Source organism: Klebsiella sp. CN_Kp088, from assembly GCF_040064335.1.
In the GTDB taxonomy this organism is placed as follows: Bacteria; Pseudomonadota; Gammaproteobacteria; order Enterobacterales; family Enterobacteriaceae; genus Klebsiella; species Klebsiella aerogenes.
Genome location: NZ_JBEAIQ010000023.1, coordinates 138,233 through 162,201 on the forward strand (window position 1 = coordinate 138,233; position 23,969 = coordinate 162,201).

The 23,969-nt window shown below is 55.9% G+C and carries 21 protein-coding genes and 1 tRNA gene; 6 read left to right on the plus strand and 16 right to left on the minus strand.

What is annotated here, in order from left to right:
• Positions 1–120 precede the first annotated feature (120 nt).
• From ABLV08_RS13910 to ABLV08_RS13920, 3 genes are all read right to left on the minus strand, one after another.
• Positions 121–197: transfer RNA gene (locus tag ABLV08_RS13910), tRNA-Pro, on the minus strand.
• A gap of 76 nt (positions 198–273) precedes the next feature.
• A complete protein-coding gene (gene yejM, locus ABLV08_RS13915) occupies positions 274–2,034 on the minus strand; it encodes an LPS biosynthesis-modulating metalloenzyme YejM (protein ID WP_348855962.1) in 1,761 nt (586 codons plus the stop codon).
• 19 nt (positions 2,035–2,053) lie between these two features.
• On the minus strand, positions 2,054–2,281 hold the full coding sequence (locus tag ABLV08_RS13920) for a YejL family protein (RefSeq protein ID WP_015365667.1): 228 nt from the start codon (positions 2,279–2,281) through the stop codon (positions 2,054–2,056).
• 188 nt (positions 2,282–2,469) lie between these two features.
• On the opposite strand from ABLV08_RS13920, the gene yejK reads away from it, so the two are divergent.
• Positions 2,470–3,477, plus strand: coding sequence for a nucleoid-associated protein YejK (gene yejK / locus ABLV08_RS13925; RefSeq protein ID WP_015365669.1), 1,008 nt, complete (start codon positions 2,470–2,472; stop codon positions 3,475–3,477).
• 39 nt (positions 3,478–3,516) lie between these two features.
• On the opposite strand, the gene ABLV08_RS13930 is transcribed toward yejK, so the two are convergent.
• Positions 3,517–4,278, minus strand: a complete 762-nt coding sequence (locus ABLV08_RS13930; protein ID WP_015706132.1) for a DeoR/GlpR family DNA-binding transcription regulator — start codon at positions 4,276–4,278, stop codon at positions 3,517–3,519.
• An 82-nt stretch (positions 4,279–4,360) separates the two neighbouring features.
• Between ABLV08_RS13930 and ABLV08_RS13935 the strand changes: the two genes are divergently transcribed.
• A complete protein-coding gene (locus ABLV08_RS13935) occupies positions 4,361–4,957 on the plus strand; it encodes an NUDIX domain-containing protein (RefSeq protein ID WP_348855963.1) in 597 nt (198 codons plus the stop codon).
• 20 nt (positions 4,958–4,977) lie between these two features.
• Here the strand turns inward: ABLV08_RS13935 and ABLV08_RS13940 are convergent, their stop codons facing one another.
• Entirely contained in the window at positions 4,978–6,264 is a 1,287-nt protein-coding gene (locus tag ABLV08_RS13940; protein ID WP_348855964.1) for a serine hydrolase, read from the minus strand.
• Positions 6,265–6,367: 103 nt separating this feature from the next.
• Here ABLV08_RS13940 and ABLV08_RS13945 point away from each other — a divergent pair, with 103 nt between their 5' ends.
• The gene (locus ABLV08_RS13945; RefSeq protein ID WP_032712060.1) at positions 6,368–7,255 is read left to right on the plus strand and encodes a LysR family transcriptional regulator; all 888 of its coding nucleotides are present in this window, start codon (positions 6,368–6,370) and stop codon (positions 7,253–7,255) included.
• A gap of 58 nt (positions 7,256–7,313) precedes the next feature.
• Here the strand turns inward: ABLV08_RS13945 and rplY are convergent, their stop codons facing one another.
• A complete protein-coding gene (gene rplY, locus ABLV08_RS13950) occupies positions 7,314–7,598 on the minus strand; it encodes a 50S ribosomal protein L25 (RefSeq protein ID WP_015365674.1) in 285 nt (94 codons plus the stop codon).
• 136 nt (positions 7,599–7,734) lie between these two features.
• On the minus strand, positions 7,735–9,492 hold the full coding sequence (locus ABLV08_RS13955; RefSeq protein ID WP_032712059.1) for a DEAD/DEAH box helicase: 1,758 nt from the start codon (positions 9,490–9,492) through the stop codon (positions 7,735–7,737).
• A gap of 147 nt (positions 9,493–9,639) precedes the next feature.
• Between ABLV08_RS13955 and rsuA the strand changes: the two genes are divergently transcribed.
• The 3 genes from rsuA to ABLV08_RS13970 all read left to right on the plus strand — a co-directional run bounded on the left by rsuA (position 9,640) and on the right by ABLV08_RS13970 (position 12,228).
• Complete coding sequence (gene rsuA / locus ABLV08_RS13960; protein ID WP_015365676.1) at positions 9,640–10,359, plus strand: 16S rRNA pseudouridine(516) synthase RsuA; 720 nt, start codon at positions 9,640–9,642, stop codon at positions 10,357–10,359.
• Positions 10,356–11,552 carry a Bcr/CflA family multidrug efflux MFS transporter gene (locus ABLV08_RS13965; RefSeq protein WP_015365677.1) on the plus strand — a complete coding sequence of 399 codons (1,197 nt, stop codon included), beginning with the start codon at positions 10,356–10,358 and terminating at the stop codon, positions 11,550–11,552. The genes rsuA and ABLV08_RS13965 overlap by 4 nt, the downstream gene beginning before the upstream one ends.
• 331 nt (positions 11,553–11,883) lie before the next feature.
• Positions 11,884–12,228 carry a YejG family protein gene (locus ABLV08_RS13970; RefSeq protein ID WP_015365678.1) on the plus strand — a complete coding sequence of 115 codons (345 nt, stop codon included), beginning with the start codon at positions 11,884–11,886 and terminating at the stop codon, positions 12,226–12,228.
• Positions 12,229–12,231: 3 nt separating this feature from the next.
• Here ABLV08_RS13970 and yejF read toward each other — a convergent pair whose 3' ends face one another.
• The 9 genes from yejF to ABLV08_RS14015 all read right to left on the minus strand — a co-directional run bounded on the left by yejF (position 12,232) and on the right by ABLV08_RS14015 (position 23,894).
• A complete protein-coding gene (yejF, locus tag ABLV08_RS13975; protein ID WP_348855965.1) occupies positions 12,232–13,821 on the minus strand; it encodes a microcin C ABC transporter ATP-binding protein YejF in 1,590 nt (529 codons plus the stop codon).
• A gap of 1 nt (position 13,822) precedes the next feature.
• Entirely contained in the window at positions 13,823–14,848 is a 1,026-nt protein-coding gene (locus ABLV08_RS13980) for a microcin C ABC transporter permease (protein ID WP_020078275.1), read from the minus strand.
• Positions 14,848–15,942, minus strand: a complete 1,095-nt coding sequence (locus ABLV08_RS13985) for a microcin C ABC transporter permease YejB (RefSeq protein WP_032712057.1) — start codon at positions 15,940–15,942, stop codon at positions 14,848–14,850. The genes ABLV08_RS13980 and ABLV08_RS13985 overlap by 1 nt, the downstream gene beginning before the upstream one ends.
• Positions 15,943–15,951: 9 nt before the next feature.
• On the minus strand, positions 15,952–17,757 hold the full coding sequence (locus ABLV08_RS13990) for an extracellular solute-binding protein (protein WP_348855966.1): 1,806 nt from the start codon (positions 17,755–17,757) through the stop codon (positions 15,952–15,954).
• Positions 17,758–17,814: 57 nt separating this feature from the next.
• Positions 17,815–19,377: a cyclic di-GMP phosphodiesterase gene (locus tag ABLV08_RS13995; RefSeq protein WP_015365683.1), complete on the minus strand. Its 1,563-nt coding sequence runs from the start codon at positions 19,375–19,377 to the stop codon at positions 17,815–17,817.
• Between the two features lie 205 nt (positions 19,378–19,582).
• Entirely contained in the window at positions 19,583–20,152 is a 570-nt protein-coding gene (mepS, locus tag ABLV08_RS14000) for a bifunctional murein DD-endopeptidase/murein LD-carboxypeptidase (protein ID WP_015706124.1), read from the minus strand.
• A gap of 426 nt (positions 20,153–20,578) precedes the next feature.
• The gene (locus tag ABLV08_RS14005) at positions 20,579–21,286 is read right to left on the minus strand and encodes a phosphatase PAP2 family protein (protein ID WP_015706123.1); all 708 of its coding nucleotides are present in this window, start codon (positions 21,284–21,286) and stop codon (positions 20,579–20,581) included.
• A gap of 42 nt (positions 21,287–21,328) precedes the next feature.
• Positions 21,329–22,306, minus strand: a complete 978-nt coding sequence (locus tag ABLV08_RS14010; RefSeq protein ID WP_020078278.1) for a GTP-binding protein — start codon at positions 22,304–22,306, stop codon at positions 21,329–21,331.
• 121 nt (positions 22,307–22,427) lie between these two features.
• Positions 22,428–23,894, minus strand: coding sequence for a fructuronate reductase (locus tag ABLV08_RS14015; protein ID WP_045412282.1), 1,467 nt, complete (start codon positions 23,892–23,894; stop codon positions 22,428–22,430).
• Positions 23,895–23,969 lie beyond the last annotated feature (75 nt).

The window sequence follows — 23,969 nt, forward strand, 5'->3', positions numbered from 1 at the left end:
ATCAGGATAATCGCAGTCACAAAGGGAAGGGGAGTACAAACATTAAAAAACCCGCGCTCTCAGGGAGAGTGCGGGTTCTAAAGGGGACCGGTGGTTGTAGCAACCTACCGGTTAAATTTTTGGTCGGCACGAGAGGATTTGAACCTCCGACCCCCGACACCCCATGACGGTGCGCTACCAGGCTGCGCTACGTGCCGACGCGTGGAGGATAATATTACCCGTTCCCCCATCGAATGCAAGCGACCGACAACTGATTGATTTAAAATTAATCAATCAGTTAGCGATAAAGCGTTTTTCATCCGTCAGCACCTGCAGCAGCAGGCTGAGCTGCGGTTTTTGGTCTTTCACTTTCTCACCATCGCTGTTCCAGGTGTGGTAGGTGCCGTTGTGGTCGAGCACCACGGTCATCGTTGGCGTGGTAATCGCCAGAGTATCGCTATTGGCCGCAGTGACCCAGCTGCGGCGGCGTGCCGGGCTAAACAGGTCTTCGCCCTGCGAATATTCATTCGCTGGCGTCGACACGTGCAGCAGACGCTGCATCAGCGTCGTCATCACGTCTTTGTTATCCGTGAGCGTTGCGATCTCTTGCGCTGGGGTTCCCGGCCAGTGGATAACCAGCGGTACCTGCAGATTGCCCCGTGACCAGTCGAATTTACCCTGCTTGTTATCCAGCGGCATACCGTGCCCGGCGGTAATTATCACCACCGTATTATCCAGTTTGCCCGCTTTACGCAGCGCGTCCAGCACGCGGCCAATTTGTGTATCGACGTTGCCTGCGGCGCGGCCATAGGTGCGCGCAAAATTCTGCTGCTGGCTGTTATCAATATTAGTGCCGTTCAGCGATACCCACGAGAACCAGCGGTTCTCGTCCAGAGCGTAGCGATCCAGCCAGCCGATCCATTGGTCGGCCGTTTGTTCATCGCTCTGCGTTTTAGCCGCCGGCAGCGAGAAGTCCGACAGCAGTGCCTGACGATAGAGCGGGCTGCTGAAACCGTCTGACGAGAACAGACCCAACTGGTAGCCCTGTTGGTTGAGGGCGGTAATCAGCGCCGCCGGGATACGCGCCGAGAGCACGCCATCCATATAACCCGGCGATATGCCGTAGAACAGGCCGAACATCCCGCTGTCGGTGCTATTACCGGAGCTCATATGCTGGCTAAAGTTGACGCTCTCTTTCGCAAAAGCAGCCAGCTGCGGCATGTTCTTCTCGAAACGTGAATAGTTAAGGTTATCCACGGTAATGAGCAGTACGTTGTAACCCGTACCGAGGTCGCGATAGCGCAGATCGCTCAGCGGATATTGCACCGAAACCGCTTCCGGCGCGCCTTGCTCAACCAGACGGCGCTGATAGTCTTGCGCATCGAGCAGGCCATGCTTCTCAAGGAAGCGGCGGGCGGTCATCGGATAAGAGAGCGGCAAGTTGGCCCGCTGCATGGTGATCGGGCGATAAAAATTGGCATCCGCCCAGATATAAATCAGGTGGCTGCTGATAAACGAAATAAAGAAAAACCAGGCGACGGGGCGCGCGTAGTGGCGGCGGCGCGTCAGGCTGCGCAGCTTTTGCCAGCTCCAGGTGGCGAAGAGCATCTCAATCAGGAAGATGATCGGTACGCTGATAAACATCAGCTGCCAGTCGCGAGCCATCTCGTTCTGATCGGGGTTAATCACCAGTTCCCAGACGACGGGATTTAAGTGCAGGTGGAAGCGAGTGAAAACTTCGCTATCGATTAGCAGCAGCGTCATCCCCGCGGTGGCGAAGATAACCGACAGGAAGCGCATAAGCCGCTGCGAGCCGACAATAAAGGTCAGCGGAAAGAGAATCAGTACATAGCTGGTGAAAACCAGAAAACTGAAATGACCAACGAGGCTGACATACGAGAATACTCGTCCGGCAAGCGTCGTTGGCCAGTCGGCGACAAAAAGATAGCGGCTGCCGAGCGCCATTGCCAACAACATGTTGAACAGGGCGAACCAGTGTCCCCAGCTGACCATCTGGGAGACTTTTTCTCGGTAGGGCTGACGAAGAGTCACCATATACTGTTGTTCGTTATCCTTAGTGCGCGGGATCGTCGTTAATGGACGATTGCAGCGCCTGGGCGAAAGAACGGGCGATTGCCTGACGCTGCGCCGGCGCGACGCTACTGTTGAGCAGGTTGGTCACCATATTGCCCAGCACCATCAGTGACAGGTCAACCGGCGCTTTGTGTGTTTCCAGGACGTTCGTTAGCTCGCTGAGCAACTGCTCGACCTGTTCATCGCTATAGCGGGATATTTGTGGCATAAACTCAAAATCTGTTTGTTCGTGAAAGGGCAACATATTACCGTAGCAGCAGCTTTTTTTCCGCATTTTTTCGCCACGGCGCAAAAGCGCCCGGCCACGCGAGTCTCAAGCATAAAAGAGGCGTCTGCCGGTTGCGTCGTCGTCCCGGTGGTGGTTGAATACCGCCCGGTCTAAAAGGAGAGTTTAACATGAGTCTGGATATCGACCAGATTGCCCTGCATCAGTTGATCAAACGTGATGAACAGAATCTGGAACTGGTGCTACGCGAGTCGCTGCTGGAACCAAATGCCACTGTCGTGGAGATGATGGCCGAACTGCATCGTGTCTACAGCGCAAAAAGCAAAGCCTACGGCCTCTTTAATGAAGAGAGCGAACTGGCGCAAGCGTTGCGTTTACAGCGTCAGGGTGAAGAAGAATTTCTTCCTTTCAGCCGTGCGGCAACCGGCCGCCTGCGCGATGAGCTGGCGAAGTATCCATTTGCTGAAGGCGGCATTGTGCTGTTCTGTCAGTATCGTTACCTGGCGGTCGAGTATCTGCTGGTGGCGGTGCTCAATAATCTGAGCAGCATGCGCGTTAACGAAGAGCTGGATATCAGTTCCACCCATTACCTGGACATCAACCATGCCGACATCGTGGCGCGTATCGATCTGACCGAGTGGGAAACCAATCCCGAATCGACCCGTTATCTGACCTTCCTGAAAGGGCGGGTGGGGCGTAAAGTCGCCGATTTCTTCATGGACTTCCTCGGCGCCAGCGAAGGGCTCAATGCCAAAGCGCAGAACCGCGGTCTGTTGCAGGCGGTGGATGATTTCGCCGCTGACGCGCAGCTGGATAAATCCGAGCGCCAGAACGTGCGCCAGCAGGTGTATGCCTACTGTAACGAACAGCTGCAGGCAGGCGAAGAGATCGAGCTGGAGTCGTTGTCGAAAGAGCTCTCAGGCGTCAGCGAAAAGAGTTTCCAGGAGTTTACCGCCGAGCAGGGTTATGAGCTCGAAGAGAGCTTCCCGGCGGATCGCAGTACGCTGCGCCAGCTGACCAAATTTGCCGGTAGCGGCGGCGGCTTGACCATTAACTTTGATGCGATGCTGCTCGGCGAGCGCGTATTCTGGGATCCGGCAACGGATACGTTGACCATTAAAGGTACGCCGCCGAACCTGCGCGATCAGCTGCAGCGCCGTACCTCAGGCGGTAATTAATCCCTGCTGATTATCCCGGCGGAACATGATGCCGCCGGGTTAACCTGCTACCTGAATAATCCCGACGCCGCTTTGCTTAAGCTTCTGACGTAACCTGTCATCCAGTTCGCTATCGATAACCACTGTGCTGGCAAGATTAAGCTCGCCGATGGCAAACGCGGAGGCGGAATTAATTTTTTCGGCAGAGGCCATCACCACGGTTTCTGCGGCTCTGGCCGCCAGCGCGCGCTTAATGCCCGCCTCTTCATAATCACCGGTGGTAAAGCCCGCCTGCGGGTGCACGCCGGTAACCCCCATAAAGAACAGATCGGCATGAATCCGCGCCATCGCCGCCAGCGTCCCGGTGCCGACCGTAACTACGGAATGTTTAAACAATGTACCGCCGAGCAGGATCACTTCGATCCGCGGATGCTCGACCAGCGCCACGGCGATCCCCGGACTGTGCGTCACCACGGTACAAGCAAGGTCGGCAGGTAGCGCGGCGATCATCGCCGTGGTGGTGGTGCCGCCGTCGACGATAACCACCTGTCCTGGCTGGATAAGCGCCGCCGCCCGGCAAGCTATCGCCTGTTTGGAAGCCATCTGCACGTTTTTTCTGCTTTCGATTGGCGCGATAGCGGCGGATACCGGCAGCGCGCCGCCGTGGACCCGTTGCAGTTTACCTTCCGCCGCCAGTTCGCGCAGATCGCGACGAATGGAGTCTTCTGAGACCTGAAAGCGTTGACTTAACTCCCCCGACATCACCTGTTTTTCTGCGGCAAGGATCTGCAGGATGTGCTGTTTTCTCTGGCTGGCGAGCATTTTGTTTACTTCACGATTGATCTTGTTTGTGCATGATTATGCATGCTATGTTGCCCGCTGTCACCTTGGAAGGGGAAAAATCATGCATGAAGACGCACCGCGCGTTCGCCACGTTCGCGAAACGCTCTTGTCCGATAACTGGTACACGCTGAAAAAATATACCTTTGAGCTGTTGCGCCGGGATGGGCGCTGGCAGGAGCAGAGCCGGGAAGCCTACGACCGCGGCAACGGCGCGGTTATTCTGCTCTATAACCGCCACAAGCAGAGCGTGGTGCTCATCCGCCAGTTTCGTTTTCCGGTGTGGATCAACGGTCACGACGGCTTTCTGATCGAAGCCGCCGCGGGATTACTGGATAACGCCTCGCCGGAAGAGCGCATTATCGCCGAAGCGGAAGAGGAGACCGGATTTCGCGTTACCCGCATTGAGCCGGTATTCACCGCGTTTATGAGCCCGGGGTCGGTTACCGAGAAGCTGTACTTCTTTATTGCCGGATACTCCGCGGACGATCGCCGTGGCGATGGCGGCGGGCTGGCGGCGGAAGGAGAGGATATTGAAGTGCTGGAGTGGCCGCTGGCGCGGGCGTTACAGGCCATTCGCGAGGGTGAAATCGTGGATGCGAAAACCATTATGCTGCTGCAGCACCTGGCGTTAAATGCCGATACGCTCCTTGCCGGTTAAGCGGCAAGGAGCAGGGGAGATTAGCGCAATTCGCGGGCAATGGCGCTGTACATCAGCGCCGCTTCCAGCGGCTGTGCGTTAAAGGACGGTTCCGCTTGTGGCCAGGTTGACCACTGCACGATCACCAGATGTTCCGCACGGTTGACCATAATCACCTGGCCGTAGATCCCCAGCGCCCACAGCGAGCCTTTCAGCCCTTCCTGCGGCGTCGGCTGTACGTTTTGCGCATTGGCCGGAATGGCGTTATTCCACCATTGATAGCCATAGATACCTTCCGGATGCGCGGCTGAAACCGAGTTCAGCGCTTTTGTCCAGCTTGCGGCTTGATCGAACCAGCCAGCGGGCACCAGCTGTTTACCGTTGCTCAGGCGGCCATCGCGGGCGACAAACTCGCCAAAGCGGCCCCAGTCTTCGAGGGTGGCGTTAAAGCCGTGGGCGCCGACATCATGTTGTCCTTTTTTGTAGGCGTGCCAGACGCCATCGTGAGCCATACCCGCAGGTTGCCACAGTGATTGCTCAAGCCAGGCGGCCAGCGACATACCGGTCGCGCGCTCCAGCACATCGCCCAGCAGCCAGGCGCCGCCGGAAGAGTAGGACCACTGCTCGCCCGCCGGGTGTTTGCGCGACAGTGTCGATACGATTTTACGCACGCAATCGTAGGCGCCGGGCTGCGCTTCACACTGGGTCAGGCGGGCGAAGTGCGACTGTGGATTGGTGTAATCTTCATTCCATTCCACGCCGCTGGTATGTTGAATGAGCTGCTTGAGCGTTACGCCGTCCCAGGCGGTGCCTTTCAGTTCGGGTTCATAAACGGTAATCAGGTCGTCGAGGGAGTGGATTTTACCCTGTTGAATAGCGATGCCGACCAGCGTTGAGACGACCGATTTGCCCACCGAGCGCGAGGTCCACAACGTGGTGTCGGTATTACCTTCGGCGAGATATTTCCAGGCGACTTTACCGTCTTTCAGCACCAGCATACCGCTGACGTTTTCGCGCTTCAGGTAATCCTGCAAATTCCAGGTGTGGCCGTTGAGCGTATAGCGGGCATCGGTCAGTTGCTTTTCAGCGCGCTCCAGCGGGACCGAGGCGCCGTGGAGGAATACATCGCCAGCATAGTTGCGATAGTCATTACGAAAGCCAATCACGCGTGAAGTCTGATCCCAGGTGAGCATGTCTTTGGCCGCGGGTAGCGTTTGATCGTAAGGCGTGGGGCAGACATCCAGCGTCAGGTCGCCGCAGTTTTGCGCCATTGCCGCCGCCGGCAGCGCCGCCAAAATTAACGCCAGGGCCAGTGGTTTTCTTATCATTTTCATTTCCTCGTTTGCCATAGATTCGCATCGCAGTATATAAATCGGCGCGCGGCGGCTAAAATCACTACATGGGGGATTTTCCCCCGAAAGGGAGGGAAGGATGAAAACCCTGCAGTATTCATTTGCACAGATTGAAGCCTTCGCGACGATTGCTGAGACCGGTAGTCTGTCGCGGGCGGCGATCCGTTTAGGGAAAGACCGTACGACGCTTCGCGATCTGCTGGATTACCTGGAAGATGCGTTGGGCTACCGGCTATTCAGCCGTGCAGGGCGTAGCCTGACCTTAACCGCCGAGGGCGAGCAGCTTTTTCGCCAGGCGCACCTGTTGTTGCGTCAGGCGCAGGCTTTCGAGTCTTTTGCGCAAACGCTGCCGCAAACGGCCTGGCAGGAATTACGCCTGGTGTACGATCCCTTCGTGCCGCGTGAATTTCTCTGTTTGCTGGCCGATACGCTTGCCCGGCGGCAGATCCGTTTAAGCTGCTGGAGCGCTTCGCGTCGCGAAGCCGAGCAGGCGTTGAGCGATGGCGTCGCGGATATGGCCATTTGCCAGGCGAACAATCGTACGCTGGGTAGCGAAATGGAGTGGCGGGCGCTGGGTACCGTTGATTTACGCTTTTACGCCGCGCAGCGGTTGTTCGCTGATACCGCAAGGCCGCTGACGTTGCTGAATTTATCGCTCACCCCGCAGTTAGTCATGCACCGGCGCAGCGACGATCAAATCGCCCGCCGGCTGCAGATATCCGGCCATACGCTGTATATGAATGAAATCACTATGTTGCGCCACGCAATGGAGCAGGGGCAGGGCTGGGGTTTTTTACCCGATCATTTACGGCCCGACGAGTGGCAGGGGGTTGCTGAAATTGCCACCGAGGTCGGTAATCAGGGGCTTAACGTTACCATGGTGATGCTGTGGTTGCCGGGAATGAATAAACACCGCGCGTTGGGAGAGATTGTTGACGACGCGCCAGGGTTATGGCGGCGCAGATAACAAAACGCCCCGGGTCAGAAGACACCAGGGCGTTTGCCATACAACTTGCTATCGGCGATTAAGCGCGAACGAAGTCGATGTGGGTCAGTTTCGGCTTGAACGCGTGACGCTGAACAGCCTGAACTTTAACTTTTTCTTCTTTGCCATCGACAACGAGGGTCAGAACTTCGCCGTAGAACTCAGCTTTGTCCTGCATGTTCCACAGTTTGTCGTGGTCCAGTTCGATAGCAACCGGAGCAGCTTCGCCACCGTAGATGATTGCCGGGAACTTGTTAGCTGCGCGCAGGCGGCGGCTCGCACCCTTACCCTGCTCTTTACGTACTTCTGCGTTGATAGTAAACATTGATGTCTCTCTATATATAAAGCCTGCAACAGGCGACCCAGCAGCAGGCAGATTATCTGCTTTGCGAATGCAAAAGCGGGCGGCATTATAGCCGCCTATCGGCACAGCGGCAATCAAAACCTCAGTTTTTGACGGATTAACGTAGCTCATTAGCGCGACGGAAACGGCCCTGATAATCGAACACTTTTTCCCGCACCTGCCAGTATTGCCCCTTCATCCGGGCGACGACAAAGTCCGGATGGCGCAGTAGCGCCTGCTGGGCAATGATATCCGCCGGGGTTATCCAGCGCAGCGGCACGCCCGGCGTACGGGTATGCGGGCGGATAAACAACTGCTCAAAGGCGGTACGCTGCGCGGGTGTTTGCAAACGGAAGCGCTCACTCACATCGGCGCCGTCCTCATCGTAATAGGTGATTTTTAGCCACGGGCCTTTTTCGTCGCCGCCATGCTGCAGCGCCATGCCGCTGCAGCGCAATACCAGCGCGTCTTTAAGCTTCAGCGCCGCCTTCAGCATGTCGTCCGGGTCGACCAGCACCGTATCGCACTCGCGACAGCGGCGGGCGGCAATGTCATTCTCGGCGTTGCACTGCGGGCAGTTTTTAAAACGAAAGCGGAAGTCGCACTGTTCGCGGTGGCCGTCGTCGTCTTCGAACCAGCCCTGGCAGCGGCGGCCAAAATGCTCAATCAACGTGCCGTCGGCGGTGGTTTTCCCCCAAAAAGTATTGGCGAAACCGCAGGCCGGGCAGAAGACCTGCACCGGGACATTATCGCTTTTGCCTTTTGGCGTGCCGACTTCCGGCGCATACAGGTCGTGAGGGTTGCCGGCATAGTCGAGGATCAGACAGTCGGTTTTGCCCGGCGCCAGACGCAGGCCGCGGCCAACAATTTGTTGGTAAAGGCTTACCGACTCGGTTGGCCGAAGAATCGCGATAAGATCGACGTGCGGCGCGTCAAAGCCGGTGGTCAGTACCGCGACGTTCACCAGATAGCGATACTGCTGCGCCTTAAAGGCTTCGATGATGCGATCGCGCTCCGGCCCCGGCGTTTCGCCGGTAATCAGCGCCGCCTGCGCGGGCGGCAGCAGGCCGGTAATTTCCCGCGCGTGTTCGACGGTCGCGGCGAAGATCATCACGCCTTTACGGTTTTCGGCAAACTCAACGATTTGGCTAACGATATGCGGCGTGATGCGCTGCTGTTTTTTCAGCTCGTGGTTAAGGTCAGCTTCGCTGAACAGGCCATTGCTCTGCGCCTGCAGGCGGCTGAAATCGTACTGTACCACCGGCATATCGAGGCGCTCAGGCGGCGTCAGGTAGCCGTGCTTAATCATATAACGCAGCGGCAGTTCATAGATGCAGTCGCGGAACAGCGCTTTCTCGTCGCCGCGTACCATACCGTGATAGTGGAACTGATAGATCCACCCCTTGCCCAGGCGGAAAGGGGTGGCGGTCAGGCCAAGCAGTCTGAGATGCGGATTCACCTGCCGCAGGTGGCTGATGATTTGCTGATACTGGCTGTCGTCATCGTCGCTGATACGGTGGCACTCATCGACGATCAGTAAGGAGAATTCGCTTTGAAACTGCTCAAGATTACGCGCCACCGACTGCACGCTGCCGAAGACGACCTTGCCCTGGCTCTCCTTACGCTGCAGACCGGCGGCGAAAATATCCGCTTCCAGCCCAAGCGCACAGTATTTACTATGATTCTGCGCCACCAGTTCTTTAACGTGGGCCAGAACCAGTACGCGTCCGCGCGCCAGCCGCGCCAGTTCGGCGATCACCAGGCTTTTGCCGGCGCCGGTCGGCAGTACGATGGCGGCGGGCTCATGGTGACGGCGGAACCAGGCGAGCGTGGCGTCAACGGCCTCTTTTTGGTAGGGACGTAGTGTAAAAGTCATCAATTCTCGGGGGTTAATTAACTCGCAAATAGTATGCCATGAATCTTTTCCCTTGAGTGGTGTTAAGAGCCCGTTATACTAACCAATGGAATTCTTCTTTTTCGGGCGAGATGCCCGCTCCAGCATTATTACAGGCTAAAAAATCTCATGCGACTTGATAAGTTTATCGCTCAGCAGCTTGGCGTCAGCCGTGCTATTGCCGGGCGTGAAATCCGCGGCAGCCGCGTTACCGTGGACGGCGACATTGTGAAAGATGCCTCCTTTAAGCTCCAGCCAGAGCACGAGGTGGAATATGACGGCAATACGCTGACCCAGCAGCACGGCCCCCGTTACTTTATGCTCAACAAGCCGCAGGGTTATGTCTGTTCAACAGACGATCCCGATCATCCAACGGTGCTTTATTTTCTCGATGAGCCGGTTGCCCATAAGCTGCACGCCGCCGGGCGTCTGGATATCGACACCACCGGTCTGGTACTGATGACCGATGACGGTCAGTGGTCGCACCGCATCACTTCGCCGCGTCATCACTGCGAAAAAACCTATCTGGTGGAGCTGGAAAATCCGCTGGAAGAGGGCGTCGCCGAGCAGTTTGCCAAAGGCGTGCAGCTGCATAATGAAAAAGATCTCACCAAACCTGCAGTCCTCGAAGTTATCACTCCGACAGAAGTGCGCCTGACCATCAGCGAAGGCCGCTACCACCAGGTAAAACGCATGTTCGCGGCGGTGGGTAACCACGTCGTGGGATTACATCGCGAGCGTATCGGCGACATTACCCTCGATGCGTCGCTGGAACCCGGCGAATACCGCCCGCTGACGGAAGATGAAATCGCCAGCGTTGGCGCCCCACAAGCACGGAGTAAAACGTGACGACAAAGCAGAATTCTTCATTTGGGATTGTGTTTATTCTTGGCCTGTTGGCCATGTTAATGCCGCTGTCGATTGATATGTATCTGCCGGCGCTGCCGGTCATCTCGTCGCAGTTCAACGTGCCGGACGGCAGCGCGCAAATGACGCTCAGTACCTATATTCTGGGCTTTGCGCTGGGGCAGTTGCTGTACGGGCCGATGGCCGACAGCATTGGCCGTAAACCGGTGATCCTTGGTGGGACGCTGATATTCGCCGCGGCGGCGGTGGCCTGCGCGTTGTCGCAGACCATCGAGATGCTGATTACTATGCGTTTCTTCCACGGCCTGGCGGCCGCGGCGGCCAGCGTGGTGATCAACGCCCTGATGCGCGATATCTACCCGAAAGAAGAGTTCTCGCGCATGATGTCATTTGTCATGCTGGTCACCACCATTGCGCCGCTGGTGGCGCCGATGGTCGGCGGCGCGGTGCTGGTGTGGTTCAGCTGGCACGCGATTTTCTGGATCCTGGCGCTGGCGGCGCTGCTGGCATCGGCGATGATCGCTTTCTTTATTAGCGAGACGCTGCCGGTAGAACGGCGGCAGAAATTTCATATTCGCACCACGCTTGGCAACTTCGCCACCCTGTTCCGCCACAAGCGGGTACTCAGCTATATGTTGGCCAGCGGCTTTAGTTTCGCCGGCATGTTTTCATTTCTCAGCGCGGGCCCATTTGTCTACATCAACATTAATCACGTGTCGCCGCAGCACTTTGGCTACTATTTTGCGCTGAATATCGTGTTCCTGTTCATCATGACCATCATTAACAGCCGCTTTGTTCGCCGGGTCGGCGCATTGAACATGTTCCGCGCCGGGCTGTGGATCCAGCTGGCGATGGCGGTGTGGATGGTGGTGTGTGCGCTGCTTGATGTTGGTTTCTGGTCGCTGGTGGTGGGCGTGGCGGCGTTCGTCGGCTGCGTATCGATGGTCTCCTCTAACGCCATGGCGGTGATCCTCGACGAGTTTCCGCATATGGCGGGAACCGCATCGTCGCTGGCCGGAACATTTCGCTTTGGGATTGGCGCGATTATCGGCGCATTGCTGTCGATGGCCACCTTTACCACCGCCTGGCCGATGCTGATTTCTATCGCATTTTGCGCCGTTAGCTCCATTCTCTTCTATCTGTACGCCAGCCGGCGACGAAAAGTCGCACATTAAGTCACATTTTCAGGGGCGATTTCCGCCCCTTTTTTGATACATGTCAACCGAAATCGGCTTCCCTGTTTAGCTATATGTTTCTTTTATGTAAAATCAATTAGTGTAAAAAGTCGCAATGTTGCGATAAAAAAGTTGTTTTGGATCACAGAAACGGGTACATATAGCCGCGAACTGTTTCCGCAAGGCAACTATAAGGTTCTGGATAATAAGCTGTTAGCCCTGACCCCATGCGGGTGTAAGCGTTTTCTAAGCTGTTGCAGGACTATTTGTCAACAATGTGTTAATATTGATGTAAATTTATTGTGAAGCCTTTTGCTTCCGGGGAAACCAAGTGAATACACAGCAACTCTCTATCGTACACCGACTGCCGCAGAGCTATCGCTGGTTGGCCGGTTTTGCGGGTTCAAGAGTTGAACCGATTCCGCAAAACGGCGCTGAGGGCGAAAATAGCCTGGTGGCATTAAAACTGCTCAGCCCGGACGGCGAGAAAGCGTGGCCGGTGATGCGCACGCTGAGCCAGGCGCTGAGCGACATCGAAGTGGACTGTTCCATTCTTGAGTGTGAAGGCGAACCGTGCCTGTTCGTTAATATGCAGGATGAGTTTGCCGCTACCTGTCGTCTGAAAAATTTCGGCGTGGCCATTGCCGAGCCTTTCTCTGGCAACAACCCCTTCTGACCGTCAGCTTAACGCCAGCAGCTGGCGGGTATACTCCTGAAGCGGTGCCGTAAATACGCGCTCGCATTCTCCCTGCTCGACGACTTCTCCCTGCCGCAGCACTATCACCTGATGGCAGAGCGTCCGTACAACACGTAAATCGTGGCTGATAAACAGATAGGCCAGCTGATGCTTTTGCTGTAGCGTCTTCAGCAGCGCCAGGATCTGCGCCTGCACGGTTTTATCCAGCGATGACGTCGGTTCATCTAACACAATCAGCTGCGGTTTGACGATCAGCGCCCGGGCAATGGCAATACGCTGGCGCTGGCCGCCGGAGAATTCCGCCGGATAGCGCTGCCGCGTCGCGGGGGCGAGCCCCACTTCCTGCATCACCTGAATCACCGCGTGTTCACGTTGCGCGGACGTCAACGTCGGCTGGTGAACGCGTAATCCTTCCTCGATAATCTGCAGGACGTTCAGACGCGGGTTGAGCGATGAATTCGGATCTTGAAAGACCACCTGAATGCGTCGGCGCAGCGGCAGCATCTGGCGGCGATTTCGTCCCTGGATCGACTCGCCGGCAAACTGCATTTCTCCGCTGGAGTTAATCAGCCGCAGCAGCGCCAGCCCGGTGGTGCTTTTGCCAGAGCCGGATTCTCCCACCAGCCCCAGCGTTTCTCCGGCCCGCAGGGTAAAAGTCAGATGGTTGACCACTCGATTGTGATCGACCACCCGGCGCAGGATCCCTTTGCGGATTGGGAAGGCGACATTAAGATCGCGGGCCTGCAGTAGGATGGGCGCGTCGGCGGGGAGCGGCACCGGTTTGCCGGCCGGTTCGCTATCCAGCAGGCGGCGGGTATACGGGTGCGTTGGCGCCTGAAACAGCTCCCGGCAGCCGTTTTGTTCGACGCAGCGGCCGTTTTGCATCACCGCCACCCGGTCGGCAAGCTGGCGGACGATGCTAAGATTGTGGGTGATGAACAACATCCCCATGTTGAGCTCACGCTTCAGTTCGCGCAGCAGTTGCAGAATCTGCGCCTGTACCGAGACGTCCAGCGCGGTGGTCGGTTCATCGGCAATGAGCAGCTCTGGGCGCGTCAGCAGCGCCATGGCGATCATCACCCGTTGGCGTTCGCCGCCGGAAAGCTGGTGCGGATAGTCGGCAAGCCGTCGTGAGGCGTTGCGGATGCCAACCCGATCCAGACAGTCGAGGATTTCGCCGCGCGCCGCCTCTTTGCGCATGCCGCGGTGCAGCGAAAGCACCTCGTACAGTTGTTTCTCCAGATTATGCAGCGGATTGAGCGACACCATCGGCTCCTGGAAAATCATCGCGATGCGGTTGCCGCGGATCCCGCGCAGGGTTCGTTCATCGGCGTGCAGCAATGATTGACCGTGAAAGCGAATATCGCCGCTGGGATAGCTGACCGGCGGCGAGGGCAGGAGGCGCAGTACCGACAGCGCGGAGACGCTCTTGCCGGAGCCTGATTCGCCGACCAACGCCAGCGTTTCACCTGCGGCAATCCGCAGCGTCAGGTTGCTGACGACCGTTTGGCTTGCCCCTTGCTGGCGGAAGGCGATAGAGAGGTCGTCAATGTCTAATAACGGCTGGCCCATGTTATACCGCCTTACCCGGATCGAAGGCGTCGCGGACCGCTTCGCCAATGAAAATTAGCAGCGTCAGCAGCACCGCCACCGACAAAAATGCCGCCATCCCCAGCCACGGCGCCTGCAGGTTATTTTTCCCCTGCAGTAGCAGTTCGCCCAGCGATGGCGAGCCTAGCGGCAGGCCAAAGCCGAGAAAGTCGAGCGAGGTCAGGGTGGTTATCGAACTGCACAAAATAAACGGCAGGAAGGTGAGGGTGGCGACCATCGCATTCGGCAGCATATGGCGCAGGATTATATGGCGATCGCTGACCCCCAGCGCCTGTGCGGCGCGAATATAATCGTAGTTACGGGTGCGCAGGAACTCGGCGCGAACCACCCCGACCAGCGTCATCCAGCCAAATAAAACGGTAATCGCCAGCAGCCACCAGAAATCAGGTTGCACCACGCTTGAGAGCAGAATAATTAAAAATAGCGTCGGCATGCCGGACCATACTTCAATAAAACGCTGCCCCCACAGGTCGAGCTTACCGCCGTAGTAGCCCTGCAGCGCCCCGGCAAGCACGCCAAGCACGCTGGAGAAGAACGTCAGCAGTAGGCCGAATAATAATGAGATCCGTGCGCCATAGAGGATCCGTGCGAATACATCGCCGCCGTTAGCGTCGGTACCCAGCCAGTTGTGCCGGGACGGCGGCGAAGGGAAGGGGCTGTCGGTGGCGAAATTGATGCTGGTGGCGCCGAAACGCACCGGGGCCCACAGCACCCAGCCGTTTTCTGCCAGCCGTTTTTGCAGCCAGGGATCCTGATAGTCGGCGGCGGTGGCAAAATCACCGCCAAAGGTTGTTTCGCTATAGGTTTTCAGCGCCGGTACGTAGAGACTACCGCGATACTGCACCAGCAGTGGTTTATCGTTGGCGATAAGCTCGGCGCACAGGCTGCAAATAAATAGCGCAAGGAAGATCCACAGCGACCAGTAGCCGCGGCGGTTGTGGCGAAAACGCGCCCAGCGGGCCTGATTAACGGGGGAGAGAAATGACATTAGCGGCCCTCGAAATCGATACGCGGATCGACCAGCGTATAGCTGATGTCGCTGACAATGTTTAATAACAGGCCGATTAACGTGAAGATATACAGAGTGCCGAACATCACCGGATAATCGCGCGACACGGTGGCTTCGTAGCCGAGCAGCCCAAGACCATTGAGCGAGAACATCACCTCAATCAGCAGCGAACCGGTAAAGAACATGCTGATAAAGGTGGCGGGAAAACCGGCAATCACCAGCAGCATGGCGTTGCGGAAAACGTGTTTCCACAGGATCTGTTTTTCACCGACGCCTTTGGCGCGGGCCGTTACCACATATTGCTTGCGGATCTCATCAAGGAAACTGTTTTTAGTCAGCATGGTCAGGGCGGCAAAACCGCCGATCACCGTCGCCAGCACCGGTAAGGTGATATGCCAGAGATAGTCGGCGATCTTCTGGTACCACGGCAGGCTATCAAAATTAGCGGAGACCAGGCCGCGCAGCGGAAAAAGATCGAAATAGCTGCCGCCGGCGAAAATCACGATCAGTAATATCGCGAACAGAAACGCCGGGATGGCGTAACCGATGATGATAAATGTGCTGCTCCAGACGTCGAAATGGCTGCCGTTACTGACGGCTTTCCGGATCCCCAGCGGTATCGACACCAGGTAGATAATCAGCGTGCTCCACAGGCCGAGGGTAATAGATACCGGCAGGCTGTCTTTAATCAACTGCAACACCGAAGCGCTGCGAAACAGGCTATCGCCAAAATCAAAACGCAGATAGTCGCCAAGCATCTTAAAGTAGCGTTCGTGAATGGGTTTATCGAAACCGTAGCGGTGGGTGATTTCGGCAATCACTTCCGGATCGAGCCCGCGCCCGCCGCGATAATGGCCTTCACTGATATTGCCAACGCCGGTACGCGCATGGCTGGCGCCCATACCGCTATCTCCTGCGCCGGGCAACCCGCCGCGGTCGCCGAACTCCACGGCGGCGATCGCCTGATCGACCGGACCGCCTGGCGCAATCTGCACGATAAAAAAATTGATGGTGATGATGGCCCAGAGCGTCGGGATCACCAGTAATAGTCGGCGGAGCAGGTAGGCGCCCATCTTTAATCCTTAACGTCGGTCCGCGGGAAGCCTGGCGGCTTTGTTAACATCGTACCACCAGCCATCAAAACCGGAGGAGTAGGTCGGGCGTGTTTGCGGGAAGGAAAATTTATTCCAGTAAGCCGTCCGGTCCTGCGCCATATACCACATCGGCAGCATGTAATAGTTCCAGGTCAGCACCCGGTCGAGCGCGCGGCCCAGCGGCAGAAGCTTCTGTTTGTTGCCCTGCCAGCGCACGATCTGCGCAATCAACGCGTCGACCGCCGGGTTCTGCACTCCCGGCGCGTTATAGCTGGAGTTAATATAGTCCGAGGCCCACGAAACCTGTAAGCCCGTATCTGGCCAGGCGGTGGCGCGCCACAGTGAGGGCATCATGTCGTAATCGCGGCTCCGCAGTCGGCTGTTGGCCTGGGAGTTATCCACCTGACGGATATCCATCGTCACGCCTAAACGCTGTAAATTATGCTGGAACGGTAGAACCCAACTGACGTTGCCGCCGGAGGCGAGCAGCAGCTCAAAGCGCAGCGGTTTGCCGGTTTTGGCATTAACGCGCTGACGGTTTTTTAGCACCCATCCCGCTTGGTTCAATAGGGCATCTGCTTTGAGTAAATTAGCGCGGTCAAAACCATCGCCGCTGGAAACTGGCGGCTGATAAATCCGGGTAAAGACCTCAGGCGGCAATTCTTTTTTCATCGGCGCCAGCAGGGCGAGCTCATCGGCCTTCGGGTAATCACGAGCGGCATATTCTGTGTTCTGAAAGTAGCTGTTTGGCCGACTGTAGGCGCCGTAAAACAGCGCCTTATTCATCCATTCGAAATCAAATGCAAGGGTGATGGCCTCACGTACCTGACGGTCGGCAAAGACCGGGCGCTGAATATTAAAAGCCAGCCAGCGGGTATCCTTTGCCGAGGTATTCGTTCGATCGTCTTTCACAATATAACCGTTGCTAAAGTTGCGCCCGATATAGCGCGTGGCCCAGTTTTTTGTTGAACTCTCCTCGCGCATATCTACCGCTCCGGCCTTGAAGGCTTCGAAAGCGACGTTATCGTCAAGATAGTAGTCGTAGCGAATCGTGTCGAAGTTCCAGCGCCCGCGGTTTACCGGCAGGTCGGCGGCCCAGTAGTTCTCGACTCGCGAATAGACAATATACTGCCCCATCCGCCAGCGGCTGATGCGATAGGGGCCGCTGGCGAGCGGCGGCGTTGAAAGCGGGTCACTCAGTTTATGATGGCGCCAGAATGACTCAGGCATTACCGGCAGCGACAGCAGGCTGAGCATATTTTCTTTGCCCGGCTTGGCCAGTTCGATGCGCACCGTCAGCGGGGCGATGGCTTTGACGGTCGTCCCTTTATAGATAAGACGGAACTGCGGTACCCCTTCGGTCATAAATTTGTGGAAGGTGAAAGCAACGTCGCTGGCGGTAATCGGGCTACCGTCATGAAAGAGGGCACGCGGGTTGATGGTAATTTCCATCCACGAGAAATCATCGGCAAAGCGCGCGCGATCGGCAATCAGCGGGTAGTAGCTGCCCGGTTCATCGTCCGAGGTGGTAAACAGGGTGTCATACAGCGCATCGGTGCGTACGCCGGGGTTACCGCGCAGGGCGTAGCGGTTAAAATTGTCAAAGGTGCCAATGGCGGCAAGCGTTATACTGCCGCCTTTAGGCGCGTCCGGATTGACGTAATCGAAGTGATGAAAGTCAACGGCATACTTTGGCTCGCCGATAATAGCGAACGCTTCGCTCTCTTTAATGGTTTGCGCCTGGCTACTCAGGCTAAATAAAGCCAGCAGCAGCAGGCCGATGCGCGCAAACATAGTTGGAATATCATCCTCTGACCATTAACCCCGGTGGTTTCGCATCATAAGCGACCCTCAGCGGCTTGTGAAATAATTTGCCGGTTCATCATGGGCGGCGACCAGTTTATCCAGCGGCAGCGGGCGGCTGAAGCAGTAACCTTGCAGATACTTCACGCCGTGAGCACGCAGCCATTCCGCCTGCTCCGGCGTTTCTACGCCTTCAGCCACGGTTTTCAACTGTAGACGGCGGCTTAGCGTTAGCACCGCATCCAGCACGGGAGAGGTGACGGTTTCGGTACCGATCGCCTGCACAAAACCACGATCGATCTTCAGATAATCAAAGTTATAGCGCTCCAGATAAATCAGCGCGCTATGGCCGGTACCAAAATCATCGATAGCAATTTCGAAGCCCTGTTGATGGAGCCACTCAAAAATGGCCATCGACTGGTTTTTATCGATCATCGAACGTTCGGTTATCTCCAGCACGACGTCGAAGTAGTTTGCGGGTAACGCGGCGGCAAAACGTTGCATATCTTGCTGGAATCCGGCGGCATGCAGGTGGGCAGGCGAGATATTCAGACCGAGCTTGGTACCGCGCGGCAAAATACGCTGCAGAGTCGGCGCGTCGCGGGCAATCAACATTAACAGGTGATGGGTAAGCGGCACGATCATCTGCTGCGTCTCCGCCAGATTAATAAAGACGTCTGGCGGGATTTCACCTACCACCGGATGCCGCCAGCGCATCAGCACTTCAACGCCGCTAATCTGCAGGGTATCGGCCTTTACCACCGGCTGGTAGACCACGTAGAACTGGTTGTTTTTGATCCCCAGTTGGATCGATTTCCGCGGATCGGATTTGATCGTCAGGATGTAGTAGCTGAGCAAGCCGGCAAGCATGCCGCATACTACGCCAAGCAACAGGGCGAACTGGGTATTCTCGCCGAGCCAACTGTTAGAAAAGAGATACACTTTTAGCGGTAGCCCCGGAACCTGAATCTGGCGTATCGGCTCATTGGGCAATGATAGCGGGTCGATAATTTTGCTGCTGAAGGTCGAAATTGCCGTATGGCCGATGGCCAGCGCAATGCCGCTGAAATCATTCTGTCGTGCGGTATAGAGGATATAAGGCGTCAGATTGGCATTGATGGATACAAAAATTCCGCTGTCTCGATCGCCAGGACGTTGTACCCACATTGCCAGCGCGGCGGTGTTCGGCATCATCGGCGTGCCCTGGAGGATGGCCATATCCAGAGGTTTATTGGTATCAAGCTGCGGTATCAATTGTTTAAACGGTGTGTCCATTGCTCCGGTGGCGGATGAGCAGAACGCTTTGCCGTTTTTCACCAGCAGGAAGGCGCGCACGTTGGGACTAAAGGCGGCGCTGGCGGCGAGGCCGGAGTCAATATGTTCGCAGGGCTGATCGAGCAGCGGCTGCAGGCCATCAATGGTTTTGCTTAAATCAGCGAAATAGCTATTAAGGTAGTGGCTGACGTTATTGATTATCTGATCGAAACGCTCAGAGCGGTTGTGGTAGATAACCATAAACTGGATGCTGCCGGCCAGTAGCGCGACGGCAACGCCGATACAAATACTGGTAAGCCAGATTTTACGTCGGGGTGAAAAGTAGCGGGTTAGCATAGGCCAGAATCTGTCCGTATTATTGAATCACGCCAATGGGATGCCTGAAGAGTATGGTTCCATTTCCTTTAAAAGGCATAGCTTGTAATGACATAGCTTATTTTGCGGAGTTCATCGGCGGAAAAGCAAAAAAAAACACTGCCGGGGCAGTGTTCTTTTCATTTCTTACCGTCAGCCAAGGGATAACTCACGGTAAGAAGAAGAATCAGGAACGACTCAGAACGCGACGTGCTTCGTTATAGCGCTTTTTCCAGTATGGCTCATCCAGGCTTGAGATGGTGACGCCGCTGCTGGTAGAGGCATGAACAAACTGGTTGTTGCCGATATAGATACCAACATGACGACCCGTAGAGCCAGCGCGGAACAGCACTAAATCGCCGGTACGCAGTTGAGTGCGCGAAATCGATTTGCCGGAATCCTGTTGCTCGGAAGTTGAGCGTGGCAGCTCCAGGCCAAATTGTTCACGGAAAGTACGCTGCACGAATGCCGAGCAATCGATCCCTTTCCGGGTGCTGCCGCCAAGGCGGTAACGCACGCCTTTCCAGCTAGCATACTGGTCCATCAAACGGGACTTCACGTCCAGGTTGCTGACCATTTTTTCAAATTCATCCTGAGAAGCTTGCAGTGATGATAAATCCCCACTACCCACAGCATGCGTCTCAGAATGCATATTCTTGGCGGTACTTGTTGAACTACACGCGGAAAGCAGAACCGCAACTGCAATCGCGGGGGCGACCCGCAAGATATATCTCAAAATCGGCTGAGATTTGACCATTATGTTTATTTTCCCTTGTTGTCCTTAACGACAATGTCGTTATAAAAAATGCCAAACGTGGTAGAGCCTAGATTCCAGAAAGCAATGAGACAATTCCTTAAGCCTAAAAATGTGGAGTACCGCACAAATTTATTTGGATGATGAATTGTGTTGCTTGGGAAGGCAAAACGAGAAAGAGATTACCCTATCAAACGTGGGATGGCGAGCGGTTTTGCGCGATTTCTTATAAGTATTTTTGCGACCAAAAGTGAATCATCGGCAAAGGGGAAAATAGCGCCTTTTTTGGCTGAAAAATATGCAATATCTTCATTTCAATGATGATTAATGTGACAGGAAGATGATGTCGCGAATAAATCATCAGCAAATATAAAAAAAGGGGTCAGAACGACCCCTTATGGATAATATTAATAAAATGTAAAAATGATCTTATTTTTTTGCTATTCCACCCGGAAGCGAACGGTCGAACCAGGCGATGGCCTTATCGGAAAGCGAGGTCATTAATACCCATGGCGCGCCAATCAGCACCGCGCTGAGTGAACCTACGGCAATATCGGTGAACCAATGGGCGCCGATCATCACTCGCGGGAAAGCAAAAACCACAAAAATAATCAGTGAAATGGTAAATGCCCGGCGGCCGAAATATCGCCACATAAACGAGGCGAAAATGAGCAACATCATGCCGTGGTCGCCCGGGAAGCTATCTTTTGAAGCGTCTTTGGTGGGCAATGAGACCACGTCGCTGACTTTCGTGATATCCGTAAAGAACAGCGAAGGGCTGGCGCGTTTTACCGGCATCAGATGCTGGGCAAGTTGATTGATAATTACCGCTGCGAGCAACATCACCAGCCCCATAAGGATAATACGACGGCGTTCAGCGCTCTGCGCTTTGATCCAGAAACTGAGCATCAGACAGCCCATCGCCAGCAGCGAGCAGGCGTCGAAAGCGCGATTGTTGATGATCGCTAACAGCCAGGCATACGCGTGGTTGGCGCTGACGCCCTGGTTAAAGAAGTGAAAAATAGCCGAGTCAAGCGGGAACCAGAAACCGTGATTTGCCGGTAGATACCAGGAACAAAATAAGGCTACGCCCGCGACGTTCAGCAGCAAGATAAGGGGAATACGGTTTTTAGTCATAACAGATGCGATTTTTTTAAACAGCGGCTAAAAATAGCCGCATTAACTTAAACGAAGCTTCAACAGCGAGGACTGCAGGGCATTCCAGTCAACGTCTGATTCACAAATCAGTTCGATGCGGCTATCCGGCGGCGGCGCATTTTGCGTTTCGATATGCAGATCGAGTCCCTGACGGTTGATACGCACCAATCCTTCAGCAATACGCATCACGCCTTTCACCCGGCCAACCGGCGCCAGACGCGCCCACTCCAGCAACCCAACGGTGTCAAATTGGGTATCAGCATCAAAAATCCAGCCGCAGGCATGGTATCCCTGGCCGCTGTTAACACTGCGACGCCAGCGTTGGTGCGCCGGTAGATTTAACGCCGCCAGACCCTGCTTTTGTCCGTGACTATGCACGTGGTCCGGGCTTGCCGGCAGCGGGGCGGTGTTACGGCGCGGCAGATCCAGCAGCGCGAGCTCGATATTTCCTTGGGTGGCGTTCACCTGCAGGCGCTCGCCGCCGTACTGTTGCCACCAGTTGGTAAAAGCGGCCTCGCTTTCCGGCGTCGCCCGATCGCTTTTATTGGCGACGATGACATCGGCTGCGGCCAGCTGATCGCGGAAATTATCATTGGCTACGATCTTCTCCTCCAACAGCTGGCGCGGATCGAGAATGCACAGCGTCGCGCGCAGATCGATCCACGGCTCGTAGACCGCAGCGGTGAGGGTATCAAGGATCTGCCTGGGATGACCCAGTCCGGTTGGTTCAATCAGCAGACGATCGGGCTTTCCCTGGCGCAGCAGCGTATTGAGCCCAACCTGCATTGGCAGACCGTTGACGCAGCACATGCAGCCGCCGGGGATCTCTTTTAGCAACGCGCCGCTTTCCGCCAGCAGGGCGCCGTCGATGCCGACTTCGCCGAACTCGTTGACCAGCACGGCCCATTTTTCATTTGCAGGCTTGTGGGCCAGTACATGAAGAATCGAGGTCGTTTTGCCGCTGCCGAGAAAGCCCGTGATCAGGTTAGTTTTGGTCACATCCCCTCCAGCATAGAAATGTAATGTTGTAACAGTTGCGACTATCCTGACGAAAAAAGGGGAAAAAGAGAAGGGTTACTGCGGACAGAAAAACATTCTGTCCGCTAAACAGCAGAAATTGTTAACTATGCAGAGCGTTAGCCACGGCCTGGCGGGAGCCGAATGTTGTCAGTTGCTGCCAGGCTGAAGTGATTTCAGCAACAAACTGCGGGTTGCCCGGCAGATCTTTGCCAAATATCTCTTCCAGGCCAAGCAGGGCGCTGACGCGTTCCTCTTGCTGGCTGGCGTCAACCAACCGTTTGATTTTGTCGACTAGCGGGTCGCGCACGTCAATGGCTTGCCCGGCGTCGTCGACGCCGCTTACGTAACGCATCCAACCCGCCACGCCCAGCGCCAGCAGTGGCCAGCGGCTGTCGTTTGCCAGATGAACGCGTATACTATCGAGCATGCGCTGCGGCAGCTTTTGACTGCCGTCCATGGCGATTTGCCAGGTGCGATGCTTTAAGGCCGGATTGGCGAAGCGCGTTATCAGGCTGTCGGCATAGGCAACTAAATCCACGCCGGTAATCGATAGCGTTGGCGCTTGTTCATCAAGCATCAGGCGACGGGCGGCATGGCGGAAAACATCGTCCTGCATGCAGTCGCTAACGTGCGCATGCCCCGCCAGGTAGCCCAGCCAGGCGAGGAAGGAGTGGCTACCGTTGAGCATGCGCAGTTTCATTTGTTCCCACGGCAGGACATCGTTGGTCATCTGTACGCCTGCCGTTTCCCAGGCCGGGCGCCCGGCGACAAAATTGTCTTCCACTACCCATTGAATAAACGGTTCGCAACTGATAGCGCAGGGATCGTCAACGCCCAGCACGGAGGCAATCTCAGCCAGAGATTCTTCGGTGGCGGCTGGCACGATGCGGTCAACCATGGTGCCGGGGAAGCTGACATGTTCAGCAATCCAGCTTGCCAACTCCTGACTACGTTTCTCAGCCATGCCGAGGACGGCGTTTTTCACGACGTGACCATTGTCGGGAATATTGTCGCAGGAGAGTACGGTAAAGGGAGCGAGTCCGCGTTCGCGGCGGCGATTGAGCGCTTCAACTAAAATACCGGGAGCCGACTGCGGCAGCGTCGGGTTTTCCAGATCGTGAACGATGCGCGGCTGGGTTGGATCCAGTTTACCGGTGGCCGGATCGATGCAATAACCTTTCTCAGTAATCGTCAGCGAAACGATAGCCACCTGCGGTTCGCAAAATTTTTCGATAATTGCTGCCAGCGAATCAAGTTTGGCGTTCAGGCATTCATGTACTGCGCCAACCACGATCGGTTGGTTACCCTCAGCGCCTTTTTCCAGCACCGTAAACAGGTGGTCTTGCGCACGCAGTTGGCTCATCAGCTTATCGCCGCTGAACAGGCTGATTTCACAAATTCCCCAGTCGCCGCCGCTGGCGTTAAGCACCCGGTCGGTTAGCAGCGCCTGATGCGCACGGTGAAACGCGCCAAAACCAAGGTGCACGATACGCGAGCGCAATTGGCGGCGATCGTATTGCGGAAGTTGCACGCCTGCTGGCAGCGCGGCGGTAGCGATAGTTGTCATTTTTATACACCTGATTAACCAATGATTAACATGAGGCAGTGTAAAGTTATATGACAACAATTTAAATTGGTAAGC

Excerpts from the sequence above, each read along its gene's own strand:
- yejF (WP_348855965.1), bottom strand. The coding sequence starts at position 13,821 with ATGGGCCAGCCGTTATTAGACATTGACGACCTCTCTATCGCCTTCCGC.
- ABLV08_RS14005 (WP_015706123.1), bottom strand. The coding sequence starts at position 21,286 with ATGACTAAAAACCGTATTCCCCTTATCTTGCTGCTGAACGTCGCGGGC.
- rsuA (WP_015365676.1), top strand. The coding sequence starts at position 9,640 with ATGCGACTTGATAAGTTTATCGCTCAGCAGCTTGGCGTCAGCCGTGCT.
- ABLV08_RS14015 (WP_045412282.1), bottom strand. The coding sequence starts at position 23,894 with ATGACAACTATCGCTACCGCCGCGCTGCCAGCAGGCGTGCAACTTCCG.
- yejK (WP_015365669.1), top strand. The coding sequence starts at position 2,470 with ATGAGTCTGGATATCGACCAGATTGCCCTGCATCAGTTGATCAAACGT.
- ABLV08_RS13995 (WP_015365683.1), bottom strand. The coding sequence starts at position 19,377 with ATGCTAACCCGCTACTTTTCACCCCGACGTAAAATCTGGCTTACCAGT.
- ABLV08_RS13920 (WP_015365667.1), bottom strand. The coding sequence starts at position 2,281 with ATGCCACAAATATCCCGCTATAGCGATGAACAGGTCGAGCAGTTGCTC.
- ABLV08_RS13990 (WP_348855966.1), bottom strand. The coding sequence starts at position 17,757 with ATGTTTGCGCGCATCGGCCTGCTGCTGCTGGCTTTATTTAGCCTGAGT.
- yejM (WP_348855962.1), bottom strand. The coding sequence starts at position 2,034 with ATGGTGACTCTTCGTCAGCCCTACCGAGAAAAAGTCTCCCAGATGGTC.
- ABLV08_RS13980 (WP_020078275.1), bottom strand. The coding sequence starts at position 14,848 with ATGTCATTTCTCTCCCCCGTTAATCAGGCCCGCTGGGCGCGTTTTCGC.
- ABLV08_RS13930 (WP_015706132.1), bottom strand. The coding sequence starts at position 4,278 with ATGCTCGCCAGCCAGAGAAAACAGCACATCCTGCAGATCCTTGCCGCA.
- ABLV08_RS13940 (WP_348855964.1), bottom strand. The coding sequence starts at position 6,264 with ATGATAAGAAAACCACTGGCCCTGGCGTTAATTTTGGCGGCGCTGCCG.
- rplY (WP_015365674.1), bottom strand. The coding sequence starts at position 7,598 with ATGTTTACTATCAACGCAGAAGTACGTAAAGAGCAGGGTAAGGGTGCG.
- ABLV08_RS13955 (WP_032712059.1), bottom strand. The coding sequence starts at position 9,492 with ATGACTTTTACACTACGTCCCTACCAAAAAGAGGCCGTTGACGCCACG.
- mepS (WP_015706124.1), bottom strand. The coding sequence starts at position 20,152 with ATGGTCAAATCTCAGCCGATTTTGAGATATATCTTGCGGGTCGCCCCC.
- ABLV08_RS13945 (WP_032712060.1), top strand. The coding sequence starts at position 6,368 with ATGAAAACCCTGCAGTATTCATTTGCACAGATTGAAGCCTTCGCGACG.
- ABLV08_RS13985 (WP_032712057.1), bottom strand. The coding sequence starts at position 15,942 with ATGGGCGCCTACCTGCTCCGCCGACTATTACTGGTGATCCCGACGCTC.
- ABLV08_RS13935 (WP_348855963.1), top strand. The coding sequence starts at position 4,361 with ATGCATGAAGACGCACCGCGCGTTCGCCACGTTCGCGAAACGCTCTTG.